The 19,772-nt window shown below is 35.7% G+C and carries 16 protein-coding genes; 13 read left to right on the top strand and 3 right to left on the bottom strand.

Annotation, left to right across the window (positions count from 1 at the left end; genetic code table 11):
- The first annotated feature begins 504 nt into the window (after nucleotides 1–504).
- The 6 genes from H5084_RS17545 (at nucleotide 505) to H5084_RS17520 (ending at nucleotide 8,851) form a co-directional block, all read left to right on the top strand.
- Nucleotides 505–1,839 (top strand): D-serine ammonia-lyase, encoded by a 1,335-nt coding sequence (locus H5084_RS17545; protein ID WP_182691928.1) that lies wholly within the window; start codon nucleotides 505–507, stop codon nucleotides 1,837–1,839.
- Between the two features lie 321 nt (nucleotides 1,840–2,160).
- Nucleotides 2,161–3,771 (top strand): BCCT family transporter, encoded by a 1,611-nt coding sequence (locus H5084_RS17540; RefSeq protein WP_182691926.1) that lies wholly within the window; start codon nucleotides 2,161–2,163, stop codon nucleotides 3,769–3,771.
- Nucleotides 3,772–3,950: 179 nt separating this feature from the next.
- Nucleotides 3,951–4,547 carry a DUF4202 domain-containing protein gene (locus H5084_RS17535; protein WP_182691924.1) on the top strand — a complete coding sequence of 199 codons (597 nt, stop codon included), beginning with the start codon at nucleotides 3,951–3,953 and terminating at the stop codon, nucleotides 4,545–4,547.
- Between the two features lie 1,016 nt (nucleotides 4,548–5,563).
- On the top strand, nucleotides 5,564–5,977 hold the full coding sequence (rnk, locus tag H5084_RS17530; protein ID WP_182691922.1) for a nucleoside diphosphate kinase regulator: 414 nt from the start codon (nucleotides 5,564–5,566) through the stop codon (nucleotides 5,975–5,977).
- 302 nt (nucleotides 5,978–6,279) lie between these two features.
- Nucleotides 6,280–7,152, top strand: a complete 873-nt coding sequence (locus H5084_RS17525) for a DMT family transporter (RefSeq protein ID WP_182691920.1) — start codon at nucleotides 6,280–6,282, stop codon at nucleotides 7,150–7,152.
- Between the two features lie 1,075 nt (nucleotides 7,153–8,227).
- Complete coding sequence (locus H5084_RS17520; RefSeq protein ID WP_182691918.1) at nucleotides 8,228–8,851, top strand: trimeric intracellular cation channel family protein; 624 nt, start codon at nucleotides 8,228–8,230, stop codon at nucleotides 8,849–8,851.
- Between the two features lie 442 nt (nucleotides 8,852–9,293).
- Here the strand turns inward: H5084_RS17520 and H5084_RS17515 are convergent, their stop codons facing one another.
- Nucleotides 9,294–9,473 carry a hypothetical protein gene (locus H5084_RS17515; RefSeq protein ID WP_182691917.1) on the bottom strand — a complete coding sequence of 60 codons (180 nt, stop codon included), beginning with the start codon at nucleotides 9,471–9,473 and terminating at the stop codon, nucleotides 9,294–9,296.
- A 127-nt stretch (nucleotides 9,474–9,600) separates the two neighbouring features.
- On the bottom strand, nucleotides 9,601–9,738 hold the full coding sequence (locus H5084_RS17510; RefSeq protein WP_182691915.1) for a hypothetical protein: 138 nt from the start codon (nucleotides 9,736–9,738) through the stop codon (nucleotides 9,601–9,603).
- Between the two features lie 1,029 nt (nucleotides 9,739–10,767).
- Here H5084_RS17510 and H5084_RS17505 point away from each other — a divergent pair.
- Nucleotides 10,768–11,046, top strand: a complete 279-nt coding sequence (locus H5084_RS17505; RefSeq protein ID WP_182691913.1) for a type II toxin-antitoxin system prevent-host-death family antitoxin — start codon at nucleotides 10,768–10,770, stop codon at nucleotides 11,044–11,046.
- Entirely contained in the window at nucleotides 11,030–11,389 is a 360-nt protein-coding gene (locus H5084_RS17500; protein WP_182691912.1) for a type II toxin-antitoxin system RelE/ParE family toxin, read from the top strand. The genes H5084_RS17505 and H5084_RS17500 overlap by 17 nt, the downstream gene beginning before the upstream one ends.
- 497 nt (nucleotides 11,390–11,886) lie before the next feature.
- On the opposite strand, the gene H5084_RS17495 is transcribed toward H5084_RS17500, so the two are convergent.
- Nucleotides 11,887–12,864 carry an integron integrase gene (locus H5084_RS17495; protein WP_182691910.1) on the bottom strand — a complete coding sequence of 326 codons (978 nt, stop codon included), beginning with the start codon at nucleotides 12,862–12,864 and terminating at the stop codon, nucleotides 11,887–11,889.
- Between the two features lie 1,019 nt (nucleotides 12,865–13,883).
- Here H5084_RS17495 and H5084_RS17490 point away from each other — a divergent pair.
- From H5084_RS17490 to H5084_RS17470, 5 genes are all read left to right on the top strand, one after another.
- Nucleotides 13,884–14,165: a hypothetical protein gene (locus H5084_RS17490; RefSeq protein WP_182691908.1), complete on the top strand. Its 282-nt coding sequence runs from the start codon at nucleotides 13,884–13,886 to the stop codon at nucleotides 14,163–14,165.
- Between the two features lie 148 nt (nucleotides 14,166–14,313).
- Nucleotides 14,314–16,251, top strand: a complete 1,938-nt coding sequence (locus H5084_RS17485; protein WP_182691906.1) for an AAA family ATPase — start codon at nucleotides 14,314–14,316, stop codon at nucleotides 16,249–16,251.
- Between the two features lie 121 nt (nucleotides 16,252–16,372).
- The gene (locus H5084_RS17480; protein WP_182691904.1) at nucleotides 16,373–16,885 is read left to right on the top strand and encodes a hypothetical protein; all 513 of its coding nucleotides are present in this window, start codon (nucleotides 16,373–16,375) and stop codon (nucleotides 16,883–16,885) included.
- Complete coding sequence (locus H5084_RS17475; protein WP_182691903.1) at nucleotides 16,885–17,763, top strand: Kiwa anti-phage protein KwaB-like domain-containing protein; 879 nt, start codon at nucleotides 16,885–16,887, stop codon at nucleotides 17,761–17,763. Before H5084_RS17480 ends, H5084_RS17475 begins: the two co-directional genes overlap by 1 nt.
- Before the next feature lie 470 nt (nucleotides 17,764–18,233).
- Nucleotides 18,234–19,562, top strand: a complete 1,329-nt coding sequence (locus H5084_RS17470) for a hypothetical protein (protein ID WP_182691900.1) — start codon at nucleotides 18,234–18,236, stop codon at nucleotides 19,560–19,562.
- The last annotated feature ends 210 nt before the right edge of the window (nucleotides 19,563–19,772 follow it).

Below are 19,772 nucleotides of genomic sequence, written 5' to 3'. Positions count from 1 at the left end.
ATTCACTGTGCTGATTCGTTTTTTTTGTCACGAGTTGAATCTCTTAAACTGAAATTGCTTACGTTAAAACTGTTTAAGTTAAAACTACTGAAGTTAAAGCTGCTATAAATTGAGAGTCTAGCCTGCTAACAGAGAGCAGGTTAAACTCTGCTTCTCGCAACTGCTGTTCCTAAATAAATAAAACCGTTATATTTTCACAATCTAAGATGAGTTTAGCTGTTAGCAATAATCAGCTTGAATTAATTTGGGTTGGTCATTATCAAATCGATGGGTTGCTTCGTAGTTGGCAATATGTTCTGGATAAGTTCAACTGCACTAAGCGTTTGTTACTTTTGTGCTGAAGCTTGATTGCTTAAATAACCAAACAACCCATTATTTTGCATTTGTATCAACCTCATGATAAATCTAACTATACCCTTCACTTTCTGACTTCATTACATATTGTGACCTTCCAAGATCATAATTGATGACGGTTGTATTCGATTAATTAAGGTATTAAAACTAATGTTGCTCAATATACAAAAGCTTATTACTGAATTCCCTTTACTTGAACAATTGATTGCATTGCAAGAAATAAGCTGGTTCAACCCCAATATTACTAGCTTAAAAGAAGGCCTGCCTTATGTTGGTCTCAACCATAGGGATATTAAAGCGGCCAGTGATAGATTAACAAGATTTGCACCCTATTTAGCACAGGTCTTTCCTGAGACGGCTGCAAGCAATGGCATTATTGAATCTGAGGTGGTCAGCATTAGCAAGATGCAAACACAGTTAGAGCGTGAATACACGACACTAATTACAGGAAAAATGATGTTAAAAAAAGATAGCCACTTACCTATATCAGGTTCAATTAAAGCGCGAGGTGGAATATACGAAGTATTAACACATGCAGAAAAGTTAGCGATAACTGCCGGTTTATTAGAAGAGTCTGATGATTATCGCAAACTAGATAGTGATCAGTTTAGAGCATTTTTTAAAGGTTACCGTATTGCCGTGGGTTCAACAGGTAATTTAGGCATGTCTATTGGCATTATGAGCGCTAAATTAGGTTTTTCTGTTTCTGTTCATATGTCTGCGGATGCAAGGCAATGGAAAAAGAATAAACTCCGTAGTCATGGCGTGAATGTTATTGAATATGAACAAGATTATAGTGTTGCAGTTGAGCAAGGTCGTCAACAGGCTGAGAATGATAATAATTGTTTCTTTATTGATGATGAAAATTCACAAACACTTTTTCTCGGCTATGCCGTTGCCGGCCAACGATTAAAAAAACAGTTCCATGCAATGGGAGTTCGCGTCGATCAAGCTCATCCACTATTTGTCTATTTACCCTGTGGTGTAGGTGGTGGCCCCGGCGGTGTTGCATTTGGTTTGAAAATGGCTTTTGGTGATAATGTGCATTGTATCTTTGCCGAACCAACACACTCACCATGCATGTTATTAGGTGTTTATACTGGATTACATGATGGGATTTCAGTTCAAGATCTCGGTATTGATAATATCACTGCCGCAGATGGGTTAGCGGTGGGTAGAGCATCAGGGTTTGTAGGCAGAGCGATGCAGCGTCTGTTGGATGGGTATTATACGATTTCAGATCAGCGGATGTATCATCATCTCGCTGAGATCAGTGAATTAGAAAACATTCAACTTGAGCCTTCTGCACTCGCTGGCATAGTAGGACCAATCATAGTGAATAAAAATATAGAGTATAAACATCGCTTACAGTTAGATGCGATTAAAATGCAAAATGCCACTCATTTAGTGTGGGCAACGGGTGGCGGCATGGTACCCAAAAAAGAGATGGATGATTATCTTGCTCAGTCGTTAACACCCATTTAATCGCAATAGTTTATAGTTAATTAGCTATTAGTAATGAACTCGGCACGAAGCAATAAACGTAACCTCTATTTCGAAGGTTAATATTTTTAAGGTAACTACTTGATTTAAATCATTTTATTTAAATAAAATAGTTATCTTAAAAATCGTGGGAAGTGCTTTCTATGGTAAAGTAGCCGGCTAGAGGACTAGCGATAAAGCCTAAAATTACTCCAGTATGAGGATTTGACCATGGTCTATTATGGTGGGCTTGCTAGTCAAATATAACTTAAATATGGAGTAGGTCTTTCTATTTGTTAGTGTAAATAGGTAAAACCGCAGTTTATGAAATTCAAATCAAACAAGTACAGTATTGAATCAACAGATTATCAGGTCGGTCAGGATAATTTTAATAAATGGGGCTTCGATGTCCACAACACAGTTTTCACTGCCTCAGTAGCGTTATCTATTCTTTTCATCGTCACTCTGCTAATGCTAGAGCCAGCCGACGCAAAAGCAGCCATTGACTCAATTAAGGGCTCTGTCCTGTCTAATTTTGACTTCTTATTTATGTGGGGAGCCAATATCTTATTAATCTTTGCCGTTGTATTAGCATTTTCACCCTTAGGTAAAATTCGCTTGGGTGGTGATAAAGCGACTACTGATTATTCAACAATGTCGTGGATTTCAATGCTATTTGCAGCAGGCATGGGAATTGGATTAATTTTCTGGGGTGTGGCAGAACCAACTGCTTTCTTTACAAATTGGTATGGAACCCCATTAAATGTAGAACCTTTTACGTCAGAAGGTCGTGAGCTAGCACTCGGTGCGACGGTTTTTCACTGGGGACTGCATGCTTGGGCTATCTATGGAATGACAGCGCTTTGTTTAGCTTATTTTGTATATAACAAAGGCCTGCCACTATCCATGCGCTCAGTATTTTATCCACTTTTAGGTGATAAAGTTTGGGGAATAACCGGTGATATTATTGATGTATTAACCGTATTAGTGACCTTATTTGGACTAGCAACTTCTCTTGGATTAGGCGGTGCACAGGCGGCGAGTGGTATTAGTCATGTTTTTGGTTTTGAAAATAGCCTTTATCTAAAGCAGTTCATTATTCTATTAATTATGGGGTTAGCTATTCTATCTGTCACTCGAGGAATGGATGGCGGAGTTAAACTGTTAAGTAACCTAAATATGGTCATTGCTTTTATATTCTTGGGGCTAATTGCTGCTTTTAATTTCAGCACGGTGCTTGATTCGTTGGCTACCGCAGTGATCGGTTATGTAAAAAATATAATCCCGTTAAGCCAGTCTTCAGGACGTGACGATACAACATGGCTGCATGGGTGGACAGTATTTTATTGGGCGTGGTGGGTTGCTTATGCACCTTTCTTTGGTATGTTTGTAGCACGTATTTCTAAAGGGCGTACGGTTCGTGAGTTTCTTATTTGCGTCATGGTTATTCCGACATTAGTCACCACAGCCTGGATGTCAGTGTTTGGTGGTGTAGCTATTGAACAGATCATTGATAAAGTTGGGTTGTTAGGTGCAGAGCAGGGGATTACAGATGTTTCTTTAAGCCTCTTTTACATGCTAGATGCTTACCCTCTCGGTGATGTTTTATCTGTTATCGCAGTTGTATTAATTGTTGTTTTCTTTGTAACTACATTAGATTCAGGCTCTATTGTTATCGATAGTATGACAGCGGGAGGAAAACTTGAAGTGCCAATGAAACAAAAAATAGTGTGGGCTATTATATCGGGTGTTATTGCCATGGTCATGCTGTGGATTGGCGGTACTCAGTCTATTCAAGCGTTGCAATCGATCACTATCATCGCAGCGCTACCTTTTACTATTATTCTTCTGCTTGGTTGCATAAGTTTGCTGAAAGGGTTATTAACTGAAGTAGATAAACCAAAGGTAATAGATGAGCAAATTAAGCAAAGCTAATAAATATATAACCAGTATTAAGGCTTTATAAAAAGCTCCTTTGTACCTGGTACAAAGGAGCTTTTTTCTATCAAAATATGAGCATTCAATGTTGTGACTGTTTTTTATTTTTTTGTTGCAAGTATTTTTATATAGTTAGCTTCTATTTACCTATCGCGATAAGTTGCAGGGAGCAGGGTATGAATCAAAAACTTGAACAAATCATTGGCTTAATTGATGATGTCAATAATGAAGATCCAAATAAAGAGTTAGTAGGGAATAAGGAGTGGCCGAAGGAACGTTTATATTCTCAACGCATGAGTGAAATGTTAAATCGTTTTAAACCTGACACCAACGAGCTATTAAAAATAGCGGTACATGGTCAACATATTCAACGCTGGAAATCGTTGCGTAGTGATTATCCGGTTGGAAAGCAAGGATATCACCAATGGCGATCTGAACTTTATAGCTTTCATGCAAATGCTGTTGCTACCTTAATGTTGCAAGCTGGATATGAACAAGACGAAATAGAGCAAGTTAAAAATGCCGTCGGTAAAAAAGCGATTAAACGAAACCCAGATAGTCAATTGGTCGAAGATGTCGCTGGTTTAGTGTTTATTGAATATTACATGTTAGCTTTTGCCCTAAAACATCCTGAATATACTGAAGAAAAATGGATTGGTATTATTCTCAAAACATGGCGAAAAATGTCAGAAGATGCACATCAATTTGTTTTAGCTGGGAAAATAGAATTACCCGAGCCTTTACAAAAGCTAATTGTTAAAGCTATTAGTTGATTTCAGCTTACTTCGTTTTATTTTAGGTCAGTTGGACATCTTGATTTGAATTCAAGTATTGAGATGTCTTATTTTTTATTATTTTGCTTATCTCAGATGTGGGGTTGTTACTTTAAAGTGCTTATAAGGATCTTCTGAGAGAATCTTATTGCCACCACTTTGTTTATTTATTTGGGGCTGAAAAAGTAAAGAAACAATTCTTTTCCTTCATGCTTTGATTCTAATATTAGTCGCTTGAAATAGTTGATTTTTTCTTTTGTTAAATCTTATTGGATAAGCTTGAAGTTATTATTTAAGTTGTTATATTGGGCTTATGAAAACATCAATATTTTATACTATTAATTTCTTAAGGAGCTTCGTCCTTAAATTCCCCTCTTAAGCGGGCATATGTCTATGCCCATCTGTATTTACAGATAACCTTTCCAATAAAATTAAACTGATGAGATGAATTAAACCCTTCCATAAATGGGTTTATTGTGACTTTTTTATATACATTTTATCTAAGTGTATGTGATTAATATTTATCAAAATAGATCAGGAGGCGATGTGAGTTGAATCTGAGTAAATTTTAGTTTTGTTACAAAAAAATATGTAATTAATCTGTTATTTATTATTTAGGTGATGATATGTCAAAGAGTGAAATGAAAAAGCCCGTTTTATCGTTGAAAGAAAAACGAAAACTTAAGAAAGAAGATAATAGCAATAAAATTGTAAAGCCTAGGAAAAGAAAAGGTTAAATAATGATGAGGCCATATATTGGCCTCATTTTAAATGCTTGAAAATCAGACATAACAATAGTCAAAATAGTTATGAAAATTGTAGGCAAGGTGCTGTCGTCATAGTGAAAATAACAAAATATATTTTATATTATTGAAAGGTATTTGTTATTTCTATTTTAAACCCACCCAATCTACGTTAACGAACGGTAAATTAATCTTTAACATTTCTACTAATAAATGTTCGGACTTGTGTTAGCGCTTTAAATAATTGTTGTATTAATAATACTGAGAATAAAAATGAATCAAAAACCAGAAATTACTATTTCATCCTTAGATTTAGATCGATTATATAACGTCATTGATCTGTTACCTAAAAACAGTGTGGCAGGAGTGAGTGGACTCGAAGAGGAGCTCGCTCGTGCCAATATAGTTGATCCTGAGCAGATTCGCCCGGATCTAGTTACCATGAATTCTACCGTCAAATTTTCTGTTGACTCATCGTTAAAAGAGTTTGTGCTTACACTTGTTTATCCAAAAGATATTGATTCAAAAGGTGAGAAGATATCAATATTAGCTCCCGTGGGAAGCGCTCTTCTTGGGCTCTCTCTAGGTGACAGAATTGAGTGGCCAAAACCAGGTGGCGGAACAATCAAAGTAATGATTAAAGAAATACTGTATCAACCAGAGAGAGACGGCGAATTTCACCGATAAGTCATATTTAAAAATTCTGTAAACATTGTGCCTCTGAGTAAATTATCGCTGCGCGTATATCATGTCACTGTGTATCTGAATGACACAACGGCAGCTGTCCATCAGGGCTACCAAGGCACAACTAAGTAAAAAATAAATATAAGCCAAGTAAAATAAATGCTTAATTTCAAGTGTTCTTTTTGAAATATGGCATTTTATTTTTGAGTTAAGAATAATGCGAGAGCGCATGTTGACGATTAAATTGCATAGCAATCTCTGATAGAGCTAAAATTTCATTCTAATTTTAAAGGGAGCATTTCATTGTGTGGATAATATATGCATTACTCGCTACTGTTTTTTTTGGTATGCGAGGGGTCTTATACCAATGGACATCACAGAAAAAGATGAACCGAAATTTATTCTTATTTGGCGTCTTTTTTGTAGGATTTTTAGTAAGTCTTTCTGGTGTCGCCTTTTTAGAACAACAATGGTATGGGTGGGCAGATGTTGCCGTTGGTTTCGCATTAGGCTTTGGTTCATTTGCCGCGAATGCTTTTTTACATAAAGGCTTTTCTATTGGAAAGGCTTCCCTTATTAGTATTTTGTCAGGGCTAACTCCCTTATTTGTACTCATTTTTGCTTTTTTATTATGGCAAGAAACCTTAACCACACTGCAATTGATTGGCTTTTTTATCATTTTTGGCGGTCTTTATATTATCCGCTACTCCAATGATATTTCGATAAGTAATTTACAAGGTGCGCAATGGGGGCTACTTGCCGCATTATTCTTTTCATTTAATGACTTATTAGGTAAGCAGTCCACTCTACTTGAGGCTGATACATTCGCCACATTAACCTCAATGTTTGGTTTTGGTAGTTTTCTTTTTGCGATGAGTTGGTTAGTAAATCGTAAAAAAATACTAGAGGATGAAAATGACACTCGTCCTAATTGGTCTGGATTAAAAACATTTTCCTGCGGCTTATTTATTGGTTTGACTAATGTCGCAGGCATGGTTGCAATAATATCTGCTTTTGCAATTGGCAACACAGGATTAGTCTCTGCTATTTCTGGAATGAATATCCTAATCATCCTGTTGTACTCCCGTATTATTTTAAAAGAATCTTTTACGCGCCAAGAGTTTTTAGGATTAGCTACCGCTTTCATAGGGGTTATAGTGCTGAGGTTGAGTTATTAATCATTTTAGTTTTGAAGCTAGTATCTAGAGCTATCTTATAGGTATCATTCAAACATATTCAGTACAGTTTGATTAATTTCTAGGTCGTAAAGGGGCACAAACCAAGATAGGAAAATTATTTAATTTCCTAAAGTGTCGTTGCTGAAATTCAATGTGAGTCTGTAGATTTAGTAAAATCCGACAGATGTAAAAGCCACCAAGGCTGTCATTGGAATTTTAACAAAAAGATGTATTAGTGAACGCACTCATAGCGCCCTAGAAACTTGAAAGTATATGCTTATAATTACGCTTGCTTTCGGGAATTAATGAGCATTAGGATTTTACTATAAAAAGTTTTTTTGGGAGCAAATTTCCTTAGACCATTTCTCTAAATTAGCGCAGTTAATGATTTTAGGTTGGCATAAAAAGCTACCAATTTCGGTAGCTTGAAAAATGTATATAACGGGTGTTATATCAAAGGTTAATTTTATGGCGAAGCAATTGGATAAAAAAATTCGTTTTATATCTGCTGTTCATCAATATCTAATAACACTTTTTGTTATTAATTAATTATGGGCAAGGCGAAAGCTATCTTACTGTTAATTTTATTTAAGCAGTGCATGATCATTCAAATCGACTTTGCTGGTAAGGAGCTTAAACTTTGCACTTTATTGGGATAAAGTGAGTGTAAATCGGATAGTCTCATCAGATAATAGAGCAAAATTTCTAACTCGCATGTGTCCCTTTTCTGCTTAGAAAAATATTTCGCTAATTATCCTAATCTCATCTGAGTCGTCTACTTATTGAGAATCAATTTCACTGAGTCAGAACAGAATTTCAAGCGGAAGGTGCGACTGGGAAAAAATTAGGTGGTATGATTATGGTGTTTTCATCTATCGGGAAAGTTAATTCGATACTAAAGAGAATTTTAAAGTTAGTAACTTGTTGATATTTAAGGTTAAATTTAACTCTTTCATCAAATATAATAAAGTTGATTTATTATACTTAGAAAACCAAGTTTATTGCTTTTACCATTAGCTACAATCTGATATATCCTCTATAATCCTTTTCTTTTTTTTACTACAGATATAAAGCTATGTTACTAACTATCCTTTACATTATCGGCATCTCAGCGGAAGCGATGACCGGGGCCATTTCAGCGGGCAGAAAAAAAATGGATTGGTTTGGGGTGATGTTTGTCGCCAGTGCAACGGCCATCGGCGGCGGTACGGTCCGTGATATAATTTTAGGTCACTACCCTGTTGGCTGGATAAAACACCCTGAATATATCATCATAACTTGCACTGCTGGCGTTTTGACCACATTAATTGCCCCTTGGGTAGCGCGTAACCAGCGACTTTTTATCGCATTAGATTCGATCGGCTTGGTTGTATTTAGTATTATAGGTTGTCGTGTCGCTATGGATATGGATCTGTCTCCGTTAATCTGTATTATTGCAGCGATCGTCACTGGTATATTCGGTGGCTTATTGCGCGATTTTATCTGCCGTCAACCACCGTTAGTATTACATAAAGAGTTGTATGCTTCAGTGGCGATGTTTTCAGCGAGTTTATACCTTCTACTGCATTGGTATGGCATCGACGAAATCATTGCCGTAGTCGTCACCTTGATATCGGGTTTCTGCCTGCGCATCGTAGCACTTAAATTTAGCTGGTCTTTACCTGTGTTTCATTTTGAACAAGAGCAGACAGAGCAGTAAACACATATCCAAAAAAAGTAATACAAACGATCAAATTAAATCCATGTAGATCGGCAAGTTATACCAAGAAAAAATAATCAAGAGCTCAATGATTGCGAAGAAAAAATGAGTACTAACAAGGTGTGAGTTGCAGGAGAGAGTTCTCCTGACTTCGCACACCGCAACCTTTAATTTCCCCTTATTTTTTACGGAATTCTCTTCAGTCCTATCTCAGTTGATGCAGATGTGAGTTAGCTTTCTGGCTTGTGAAGGGGCACAAAGCACCTCAGATATTTTACTCTATTTATCTGTTGAGCTCGCCCCATTTATGCTCGCTTCTCTATGCAGCGAGCAAAATCAACGTTTCTTACCAGAAAAATCGATTTGAACGATCATGTACTGCTTGAACGGTTTAGCTAAGGCGCTTTCACGCCAAAGCGGATTCATCTATCACTGCGACGAGTTATAAAGGAACGTTGTTAAAGGCGGATTCAATGAGTCCGGTATCGACTTTAGCTGAGTATTTACCAAAGTTTCGGGTATAGCCTGTAATAAGGCTTTTATGGATATGCTCTACTGCTTGGACGCGATCCAAAATATTTTGCTCTTTTAATAAAAACCAATTATCAACGACTTCTGACATACCGCCTTTGAAGTAATAGTCTGTTAATTTGTCGAATACTTATTATGTGCAGGCAATGAGTTTGTGGCTTTTTAAAATGCTTTAATGAATGGGGTTTCACCTGAAGCGAGTAAAAACTCATAAAATGTTAAGGACGTAAGTTGTATTGTTCAACTTTTCCTACTGGGAATGAGTTTAATAGCCCGAAGTTAGAACCATTGACTGCGACATACATGGTCTGCGCTTGTCTACAAAGTACTTCAGAGAGGTAGCGGCTCTTTGGCATTCGCCAATTTCATCCTGAATCAGTAAGTCAGTGTTAGGATTAAATACTTCATTAGTGAGTCGTTCAATATTGGAAATAATATCTTCAGATGTTAATGAGCCCGCAAAAGGGTCTGCCATTTCTGGTGATTCAAGAAAACGAGACGCAGTACATTATCAAAGTACTTACTGAATAAACGTTGTAGAAAGTAAGTTTTGCCTGTTTATGAGCACCATCGATTAATAAGGGTTTACGTGTTTCCTTTTCTTTCCACTCAATTAATCTGTTTATGCATGATCTTTTCATACAGACACTTTTGCACCTTACCCCAAGTTATTTGTGTAATGACACTTTTACGCGCATTAAAGTGTGTTTTTTGTTTGTTGAAGGGCTATGTTAGGCATAAAAATTTTGTCTCTGCACTGTTATTAAATGACATTTTTAAGTAATCATTTTCTGTTATCATTGTTCTTTTAAAATGTCAGTTGAAGGTTAGTAACAATCACTTCTTTAATGTGAATGGTACAACACTCTGATTTGGCTTATTGATCGTCCCTTATTTTATTCTTGGTGTTTTATGCAAAATTTCCCTACAAACCGTTTCTCTATTGCTCCTATGCTTGATTGGACTGATTTTTAGAGTGTTACTTGATTTCTGGTGGTAGAGGTGGACTATAGGCGTACCATTTTTAAATTTAAGCTAAAAGGCGTACCGAGATAATCTAGTTATAATTACTACTTAAATTCCCAACCTCCTTACCTTTTAACCTTTATAGATGTTATTGCAGCCTGTTTTTCTTTTAGATATGGAAAAGAGAATGAGCGTTATAGTAAATACTTACTACTACGACTTCGTAATCGATAGTCTTTTATCACCTCAGAATAAAAATACAGCAAATAAAAAACCAAATTTAGTCTATATTTGGTCTTTTTTGTTTTTGGTGGTAAAATACTTATGTTGATGTGATTTATTTCAGATTGGCTTCTATGGAATAGTATGTGTGGTGATAACTAACGTGAATACATTTCTTATTTAAAAGGAGAATAGTTATGCATGTAGAAACAATAAGTTTTTTAAAAAAAAATGCAGCGAATCTTCCATTGGAAGAGCCGTTGATTATTACTCAGAATGGTAAACCCGCTTATGTTATCGAATCTATTCAAGATAGAGAAGAGCGTGAAGAGGCTATTGCCCTATTAAAACTTGTTAGCTTTGCAAAAAACGATAAACAAGCAGGACGAGTAATGTCATCCAGCTCTTTTAAGGAACGGTTAGCACAACGTAAATCATCCTTAACGGAGTTAAATAATAATGACCAGAGTAAGTAAAGTAAGTATTGAATATACCGAAACATTTAGTAATTCTACAGATCTGGCTATAACACATTTTATGCGCTGGAATGGCGAGGTAAGTGTTTTAGAAAAAATAGAAGAAACAATCAGTACTTTTGAAAATGCAATAAGCGACAACCCGTTTATATATCCTGTATCACCCAGCCTTTTCGATGTGGCAGGTATCTCAAGTGTACGAGAGGCAAATATAAACGGCTATAGATTACTATATGAAGTCGAGGAACACGTAGGAAAAAAGATGATCACGGCTTTTCTTTTATTAGGTCAACGTCAGTCCGTTAGAGAACAACTAATTAAACATTGTTTGATACAACGGTAGAGTATTACTGTACCCCCTTCATCGCGGGCTTCTTCATTATTACTAAATTACTATTCTCTGAGGTTACACAAGGAGATGGCTTAATTCAGCTACGTATACAGCTGAGGAGTCAAGTAAAACAGGCCACCTTAATAAAGAGTTTTAAGTTTTTTCTCTGAGTTGTAATTTTTTATTTATTAGACGATAAAGATCGTCTCAGCTATTCAAAAAATCGATTAGCTCTTAAAAATAAGTTACATTATATCCCTCGCAAAGGCGTACTGGGGCTAACGGGGTTTAGTTATCGCTCTAATTGGCAGCATTAACCTCTAATTCCAAAGTTAATATCTAGATCTATCTTTGTAGTGGTACAGTTATACTTCTCATTTAAATATATTCGTAGACAACTCATATTATGAGGCGCATATATGCGCCTTAGAAAATTATTAGTTTTTTATTTCTAAGCTTCTAAAACTCTTAAATAATATTATTTAGCATAACAATTAAGCTCTTTTACTTTATTTTCTATTAATGATCAAATCTGATAATGGGCTTCTTACACAATTTGCACCAGCCTGTAATACATGAGTGTATATTTGTGTCGTACGGATATCTGTGTGCCCCAATTGCTCTTGAACCGTCCGGATATCTGCACCACGCTGTAATAGGTGTGTTGCAAAAGAATGCCGCAAAGTATGGCAAGTCACTTGTTTATTAAAGTTTAATTTACGTGATGCATTTTTTACTGCTTTTTGTATATTACTTTCATGAATATGGTGTCGTCTTAGGTATGTCGTACCAGGTTCAAATGAGAGTCGTGAAGAAGGAAATAAATATTGCCACTTTAATTCTTTAGCTGCATTTGGGTATTTACCTGCTAGTGCATGAGGTAAATATACTCCTTGAAAATCGACTCGTTGCATATCTTGCTGATAAAACAAATTAACTTTAGCGATCTGATCCTGTAATTGTCCTATTAATTCAGGTGCTAATGTAACGCTGCGGTGCTTTCCTCCTTTTCCTCGCCAAATGTTTATTGATAGATAATCAAAGTTGATATCTTGAATTCGTAAATTGACTGCCTCCATTAATCTTAATCCACTACCATAGAGGAGGTAACAAGGTAGTGTTACTGAGCTAGGTAGAGAATTAAGTAATAAACTCACTTCTTCAAGTGTTAATACCACAGGTAACTTTGGTTGTGTATTTGTCCTTTTAAAGTTGAGCTTTAATGTTAATGGTTTATCTAAAAATTCGCGATACAAATACACTAATGCATTCAGTGCTAATGCTTGCGTTTTAGGAGCTACTCTTTTCGTGTTGGCAAGGTATGAAAGGAAGGACTCTACTTCATGATCATGACATTCAAAGGGATGTATTTTATTATTAAAGTAAATATAAAATTTTATCCAATACAAATAAGCCTTAATAGATTTTTCAGCATAGAATTTAACACGCATACTTTCTGCTACAGCATTTAAAAATGGAGACTTCATCTATTTCTCTCCTTTAAATTTTTATATGGTTTTATATACAGTGTAGTCGATATTCCATATTTCCACTGTTAATTCGGACTTTTTCCATCTATCCACATGACAACTATTTGATTAACCATCTTAATTGTTTGATTTTGTGTGCGATAAAGGTATTGTTATGTTAATTTTGACAAATTAATATATTCCGTATTTCTACCAAAAATATGGAATTTTTCGGTTTAATAAACTGTTAGCTGGCTTACGGTAGCGTGCTTTTGGGTTTTGTGGGCTTTCTTGTATTTCGTAGTTCACTTTTCTATCTCGGGGTTTTTCCTCGTGGGTTTAACGTGATTTTTGAAGGTTGCTAGTTTTTGTGTGTAACCTTGGGTTTGTACTCGATTTACAATAAATGTTCAGCTTCATATTCGTTGTGCAAATTTCCAAAAAATAGTAGTTTAGTAATCTGATTAAGGTTACTTTAAGCCGTGCTAACAAGGCATTTAAACGGAACTAAAACAGTGGGTTACGTTTCGCTTCGCTACACATTATAACCCACTATTTTAGTCCGCTTAATGCGGCGTTAGTTGGCCTTTAAATTTACTTAGTTTGATATGTTTAAATCGATGAGTAATTGATACGAATTGAGTTGTGAAATACGCATCAATTCGGTGCGTAGAAATTGTATTTAGTTAGCGCATTCAGCCGCATTAAGGTATTTTCGCCAATAGAGTTTTAACTTTTATAAAAACCAAAAGCTTAGTTTTTCGTAATCTCAGGCTTCATTTGGTTTTCAGCTTCGTAAAGTATTGGAGGGACTATTTTGCTAAATATGGTTTGTAGTTTCCGCTTTGTATCTGAGTAATCGATACCGAAATAAGGCCAGAATTAACGGTTGTTGCTAGTTTTTGAACCGGCTTCAACTAACAAGCAATTTAAACGGAACTAAAACAGTTCGTTATTTTTGCAAAAACAAAGGGCGCAAAAATACCGCCCAATTTTAGTCCGCTTAATGTGGGCGTTATGTTTCTTTTTGAGGGTTAATGTTGAATTCAATTCATGATAAAACTAAGGGCCAAATTTTAGATGAAATGGCTAGCTCACCTCGAACGGGTGAAAGGATTAACGAAGTCGAGAAAGCTGCGATTTCAGTTAAATGTTCAGAGGATATTGTGAATGCTCTAACAAGTTTAGAGGCGCAACTTAAGTTAAACTCAGATTCATCAGATAGAGTCGGAAATAAAATATTTTGGTTAAACATCGTGCTAGCAATTGCAACTGCGGTTGGAGCTGCAGCCACAGTGTTTATTGCAATAAAAACATAACAAGACGCATCAAATCAGACGTCACAAATTGTCCGATTTTTTGCTTAAAAGAAAAGGACGCAAAAAAGCGTCCAATATGTTCCGCAGTTTATGCGGGCGTTATGCATATCGGTCAATCTAAATTCAGCAGTCTAGGAATATAAATAATATGTTACTCACGGAAGTTATAACAATTAACTATAAAAGTGCTCAAAACACCTTGTTGCAAGTCAATGAAAACTCTCCTGCAATTCTTATCGGTGAAAATGACAGTGGAAAGACAACATCACTAAACTCAGTTCGTTTACTTTTAGATCATTCATTCTCCATTTCAATACCTAACGATAGAAGCGAAAAGAATGATCTTTCTCATACAGCCTTAACAAGTACAGAAATAAATGCTTACTTGGTTGAAAGAGACCTTCCTCAATTATTCGTACCAGATGAAGATGACCAACAGAAGTTCATAGTATGTATTGGAAAGTTTAAAATAGAACATTTCGATCTAGAGGTTGAAGATATATCGAATCATTTACGCTGGGTAATGGAATCGGCGAGGTTAAGAGATGACCAAAATCGTTATTTTTATAAGGCTAGAGTAATAAATGCTTCTTCAGGTTCAACTGAAGTTTATTATTTAAATGACCATCCAGAATTAGATGACCTAAACACTATATACAGTTTAGGGCAGGCACCAATTAATACTGCTTTGAGGACACATAATCCTAATAATGAACATCTAGTAAATGACAATGATTTAGGCAATTTTACTATTTATGAAAAAATGCGTTCAATACTCAACACCGTTCCTTGTACTCATAAATTTGTTAAATTCAGCGATGATGCAAAACATAAAAAATGGAAAAATGATTTGCAAGCCGTGTATCCTGAATATGCATACCTTAGTTGGAATGAATCACTTGAAGGTATAACTAAGGCGGCAAATGCTATTCTATCGGATTCAATTGAAGTTGAGGTTAATAGAGCAAAAATAATTTCTTCAAGACTCAGAACTAGAGCTCAAGCCAAAATCAATCAAAAACTTGAAGACCTTGGCATTCATAATGAAGTGCCAAGTATCCAAAGTATCAGCGCAAGCGTGAATTTTGAATTAAAAAATCAACTTACAGACTTATTTGTCGGTAAAGATAGCTCTGAAGATAATGTACATATCGATAACCAAGGTGAAGGAATAAAGCGTCAAATATGGTTTGCTTTATTAAAACTGCAAGCTGAACAAAGCACTACTAGTAATAAACGATATGTCTGGTGTTTTGATGAACCAGAGACCCACTTGCACCCAAAAGCACAGCGAGATTTTATAAGCACCCTCAGACTTCTTTCAGAACTACACTTTCAAATTATTGTTAGTACACATAGTACGATTTTTGTTAATGCTTCAAAGTTAGAAGATATAAATACGTTTAGAATTGACAATAATTACACTCAAATAGGCGCCATTGATGAAGTTGAAGATGTTTTTGATAGTTTAGGTGTTATGAATAGTGACTTCTTATTTTTTAATAAATTTTTAATTGTGGAAGGTAATACTGAACAAGCTCTAATTCCAATGCTTTATCAAAAGTACACTGGTAGGACTATTCGAGAGGACAATATCCAACAAATTAATTTGAAAGGGTGCAGTAATGAGGATGTTGCTAATAACTTATTAGATAGCCTAATTGAAGGCTTTGCAAAGCGTGATGATATTTCAGTGTATATTTTTGATGCAGATACTAATAAAGAAGAGAATGATCAAATATTTGTTGTGGGTAAGCAAGATCTTGAAGATTCACTTCCCGCATCTATTTGGCCACGCATCGTTGCGCAAGTATACACAACTGATATAGAAGTAACACAGCAAGAAATAGTTAATATTATTGAAGACATCCCAGAAGCTCAACAAGGAAGCCCATTGCAAGCTAACCAAAAATTTGCACCTAAACTACAGGCACTCATTCGCCAAAAACTTGACCTTATTGGTGAGCCTGAAAGAATTACGGAATGGCCGAATAAGAGCTTCGATTGGGGGACTATAATTGGTCGTCACATGGTAGTAGATGATATTCCAGAGCCTATTAAACGTGCGTTTGACGCGCTTAACTAAATATATGCATAACAAGTTGCTTAAACGGAAAAATAACAGTTGGCCATCGCTTCGCGATTATAGCCAACCATTATTTTCCGCTTAGCAAGGCGTTAGCAGTCTATCACCTGTAAGGATACCTATGCGAAATTGGATCAAAACGCTGTTGTTTGTCTCTTCATTCTCACCAACACTATTAGCTTTAGCATATGTTAGATATAACATTGGTGGATTTGATACAGAAGTTTTTCAGCTAATTATCATATCAATACTTGGAACGGCTCTACCATTGTTAATCCTTGCTAAAGTTACGAGTTCAACCGAAGCATTAAGGTTTGAATGTAAAAAAATAGAATCGAGCGATTTATATCTTCTTGCATTTGTAGCGAGTTATACAGCACCCATTATTATGAGAGCTGTTGAATTGGATTTGACAATAATATCAGCTTTGACTCTTATTCTGGTTGCTGTGTTGTGGGTTATGGCATCAATACCGTCTCATCCAATTTTATATTTATTCAAATATCGTTTTTATAAAGTTGAATCTGACAGTGGTGTTGTTTTTACTCTCCTTACAAGACGAGAACTAAAAGATCCAAAAAATATAAAGTTAGTAAAACCTATTTCACACAGCATGCTTATGGAGAAGTTATAATGTTACTCAGTTTGTTCGCTTTAACTAATGATCCCGCAAAAAGAATAGTGAGGTTCAAACTTACCGAAGAAGTTCAAGCTGAACTATCAACTTTGATTCTTGAGCAGAATGCTGCTTTTGATGCAGTAATCGAGGAACAAATTGAATTTGATGGTAAATATAAACCTGATCAAGGGGAGGCTCTTTACATTAATCATTATGATGATATTGATAACCTTGAAGCCTCAATCAGAAACCCGTTAGGTGTTGAAGAAATAGTCCCTTGTAATAACTTTTTTACCAATATTAAAGCGCTGTTCTCTGGTTGTGAAGTTGAAGGTGGCTCTATCAGAGTAATGATTCAATATTTCGATAAACGTAAGATAATTTCGACTAATGGGTTATCTATATTCCATTCTGGAGACGTTTACAAAAAAATTGAAGGTGTCGGAATATCAGTCGATACTAAGCTCTCCGCTATATTACAGGATGGTAAGCTAACATTTTTTAGTTTTCATTTACTCCGACAAGTGTTCGATTTAACCGAGTATTATAAAGAGGCTACAAATGACGATATTACAGATTTTGCAGCGATGGATATTTTTAAAGTACATAATTTAGAACAACTGGTTAATATGGCAGATAGTTGGATTAGAAGAAAAATTTCTTTAGTGCAACAAAGTGAAATATTAAATAATGTGCCTTTAAATCAAATGAAGGCTGTTGCATTAGAATTTAGTATACCTTTTGAAACTGTTACGGAAGATGGTTGTGAGATGCTGAAATTACCATGCAAAAAACCAGATTTAAAAAAGCTATTGCGCTTTTTAGATGAAGATTATTATCGATCTCCATTATCAAATACCAACTTTGTAACAAACTCAAAACGAGAGGCGTAAATGACTGCTAACAAAGCAATCAAATCGGACGCATTACGGTTGCCACGGTTTTTGCTAAAAACCAAAAGCGCAAAAACAGCGGCAACCTACGCGCCATTTATTGCGGGCGTTATATGCTATTAAAAATTAGTTTTAGATAAAGTGCTTTCTAGTGCGTAGTTTTTCGCTAAAACTGGTTTAATGCAGGTCACTAATAAGCTTTCCCTAATTACCTTTTTCAAAGGTGCAAAGCTATTAGTTTTGTTCAACCTTAACGTGTAGCGTAAAAGTTCACGGTTAGGTTGTTTTATTACGGTAGCCTTAAGTTATTGTATCGCTTGGTTTTGACCGCGTTGCATCTAACAAGGCTATCAAACGGACACGTACAGTTTGCTCGCGCTCCGCGCAGTTTAGCAAATTGTACTTAGCCGCTTATAGCGGCGTTAGGTGGTCGTAGTGTGTTGTTCACATAAAATTTCGGAGTTGAAACTTTGGGTAAAAAAAATCGTAAAGTAAAATATGACGTAGTTGAAACGCTTCGTTTTAAATCATTTCCTCCAGAATATGAAGAATTAACTAAAAATCTATATACCAAAGCTTGTAAAGGCTCTGAACATCTTTGGAATCAAATAAACACAGTCGATGACTTACGAAATAACAAAGAACTTAAGGACGATTTCTATACGTCTGCAAACAAAGGAATGAAATCTGCTCAAGATGAAATTGTGTCAATTGTTCAGAGCAAGGATAAATTAGATTTCTCAAAAGAACTTTTGCTTAGGGGGATTGCTGATGCAATCGCTTGGCAACTATTAGGGCATCAACTATGCCATGCTCGAAGATTTTTTAAATCCATCAAACAGCCTGATTTATATAATTGTAATTTCGATTCAGTAGTTTTCGCAGCCAAAGATAATGATGAAAAAAAACCTAGCTCAATATCACTAATTTCGGATTTAACCTCATTTATACAAGTCGGTGATTTATTAATATGTGATCCTAAAAAAGGAATAACGATTGCAGAAGTAAAAGAAGGCGTAATGAATGCCAAAATTGGTGATTTTATGAAGTTTTACATGGAATCGCAATGTGATAGAGCTTTGTATTATTTTGCTGAAAAAGAAGGTGATAAAGCTGTTAAACAACTCCAAAGGATGTTTAGGCAAGCGAGTAGAATGTCACATGTGTCTACTGTTATGTCTACCGGTCAGGGTGTTGATCCAGATACAAAAGAAACAATAAATATACCCGAACCATTTTTTGAAATCGAAAGCTGGGATGATCGACTAGTAAATACATTAAATGAAGCGGACAAGAAGGGATGGGCGATCGATGTCATAGATAACTGCGTTTTTCTGGGAGTCTATGCCTCAGAAGAGGCTCGTATGGGCGGGCATATAATATTCAATTCTTGGTTTGATAATTCAGGTGGAACTCCTGAATGTCCTAGAGCCTTATTAATTGATAGCATGCGGAACCCTCTTGCTTTACCTGTTTTCAGTCGGAACTTGCCAGATAATCATAAATTTGATGTTCTTTTTGGTCGTAAGCAAGTGTGTATGGCGATATGTATAGAATCTTTGCTTAAAGAATGTGAAAAAGTTGGCTTGTCTGTTCGTTTTGCTACTAATAAAGAACGTGGACGTTTAGATAAAACTGGTAACAGGCCTTATAAACATAAAGGTAAAGCAATCTTTATTGGCAACGGTAAAACGGAAGTTGTTTTAATGGATGGTATATTTCTTAGAGTAATGCACCACGGTCAAAGTCCTATATCATTAATCAAAATGATGATTGATGGAATGGACAAAACCACCTAACAAGGGCATTTAAACGGAACTAAAACAGTTGGTTAGATTTCGCTTCGCTCCACATTATAACCAACAGTTTTAGTCCGCTTAATGCGGCGTTGGTATGACTTCCCACGTCAATATAAATATTACTTTTCCCTGCTCAGTATATTTAGAGCCTTATAGTTTTCTCTGTTATTAAGAGAATTAACGTACAGAATGAAGCAAGTAATTTCGTCG

Origin of the sequence: Psychromonas sp. SR45-3, from assembly GCF_014163575.1 — a bacterium.
GTDB lineage: Bacteria > Pseudomonadota > Gammaproteobacteria > Enterobacterales > Psychromonadaceae > Psychromonas > Psychromonas arctica.
Note: the sequence above shows the minus strand (reverse complement) of the source record. Positions and strands in the feature narration are given on the sequence as shown.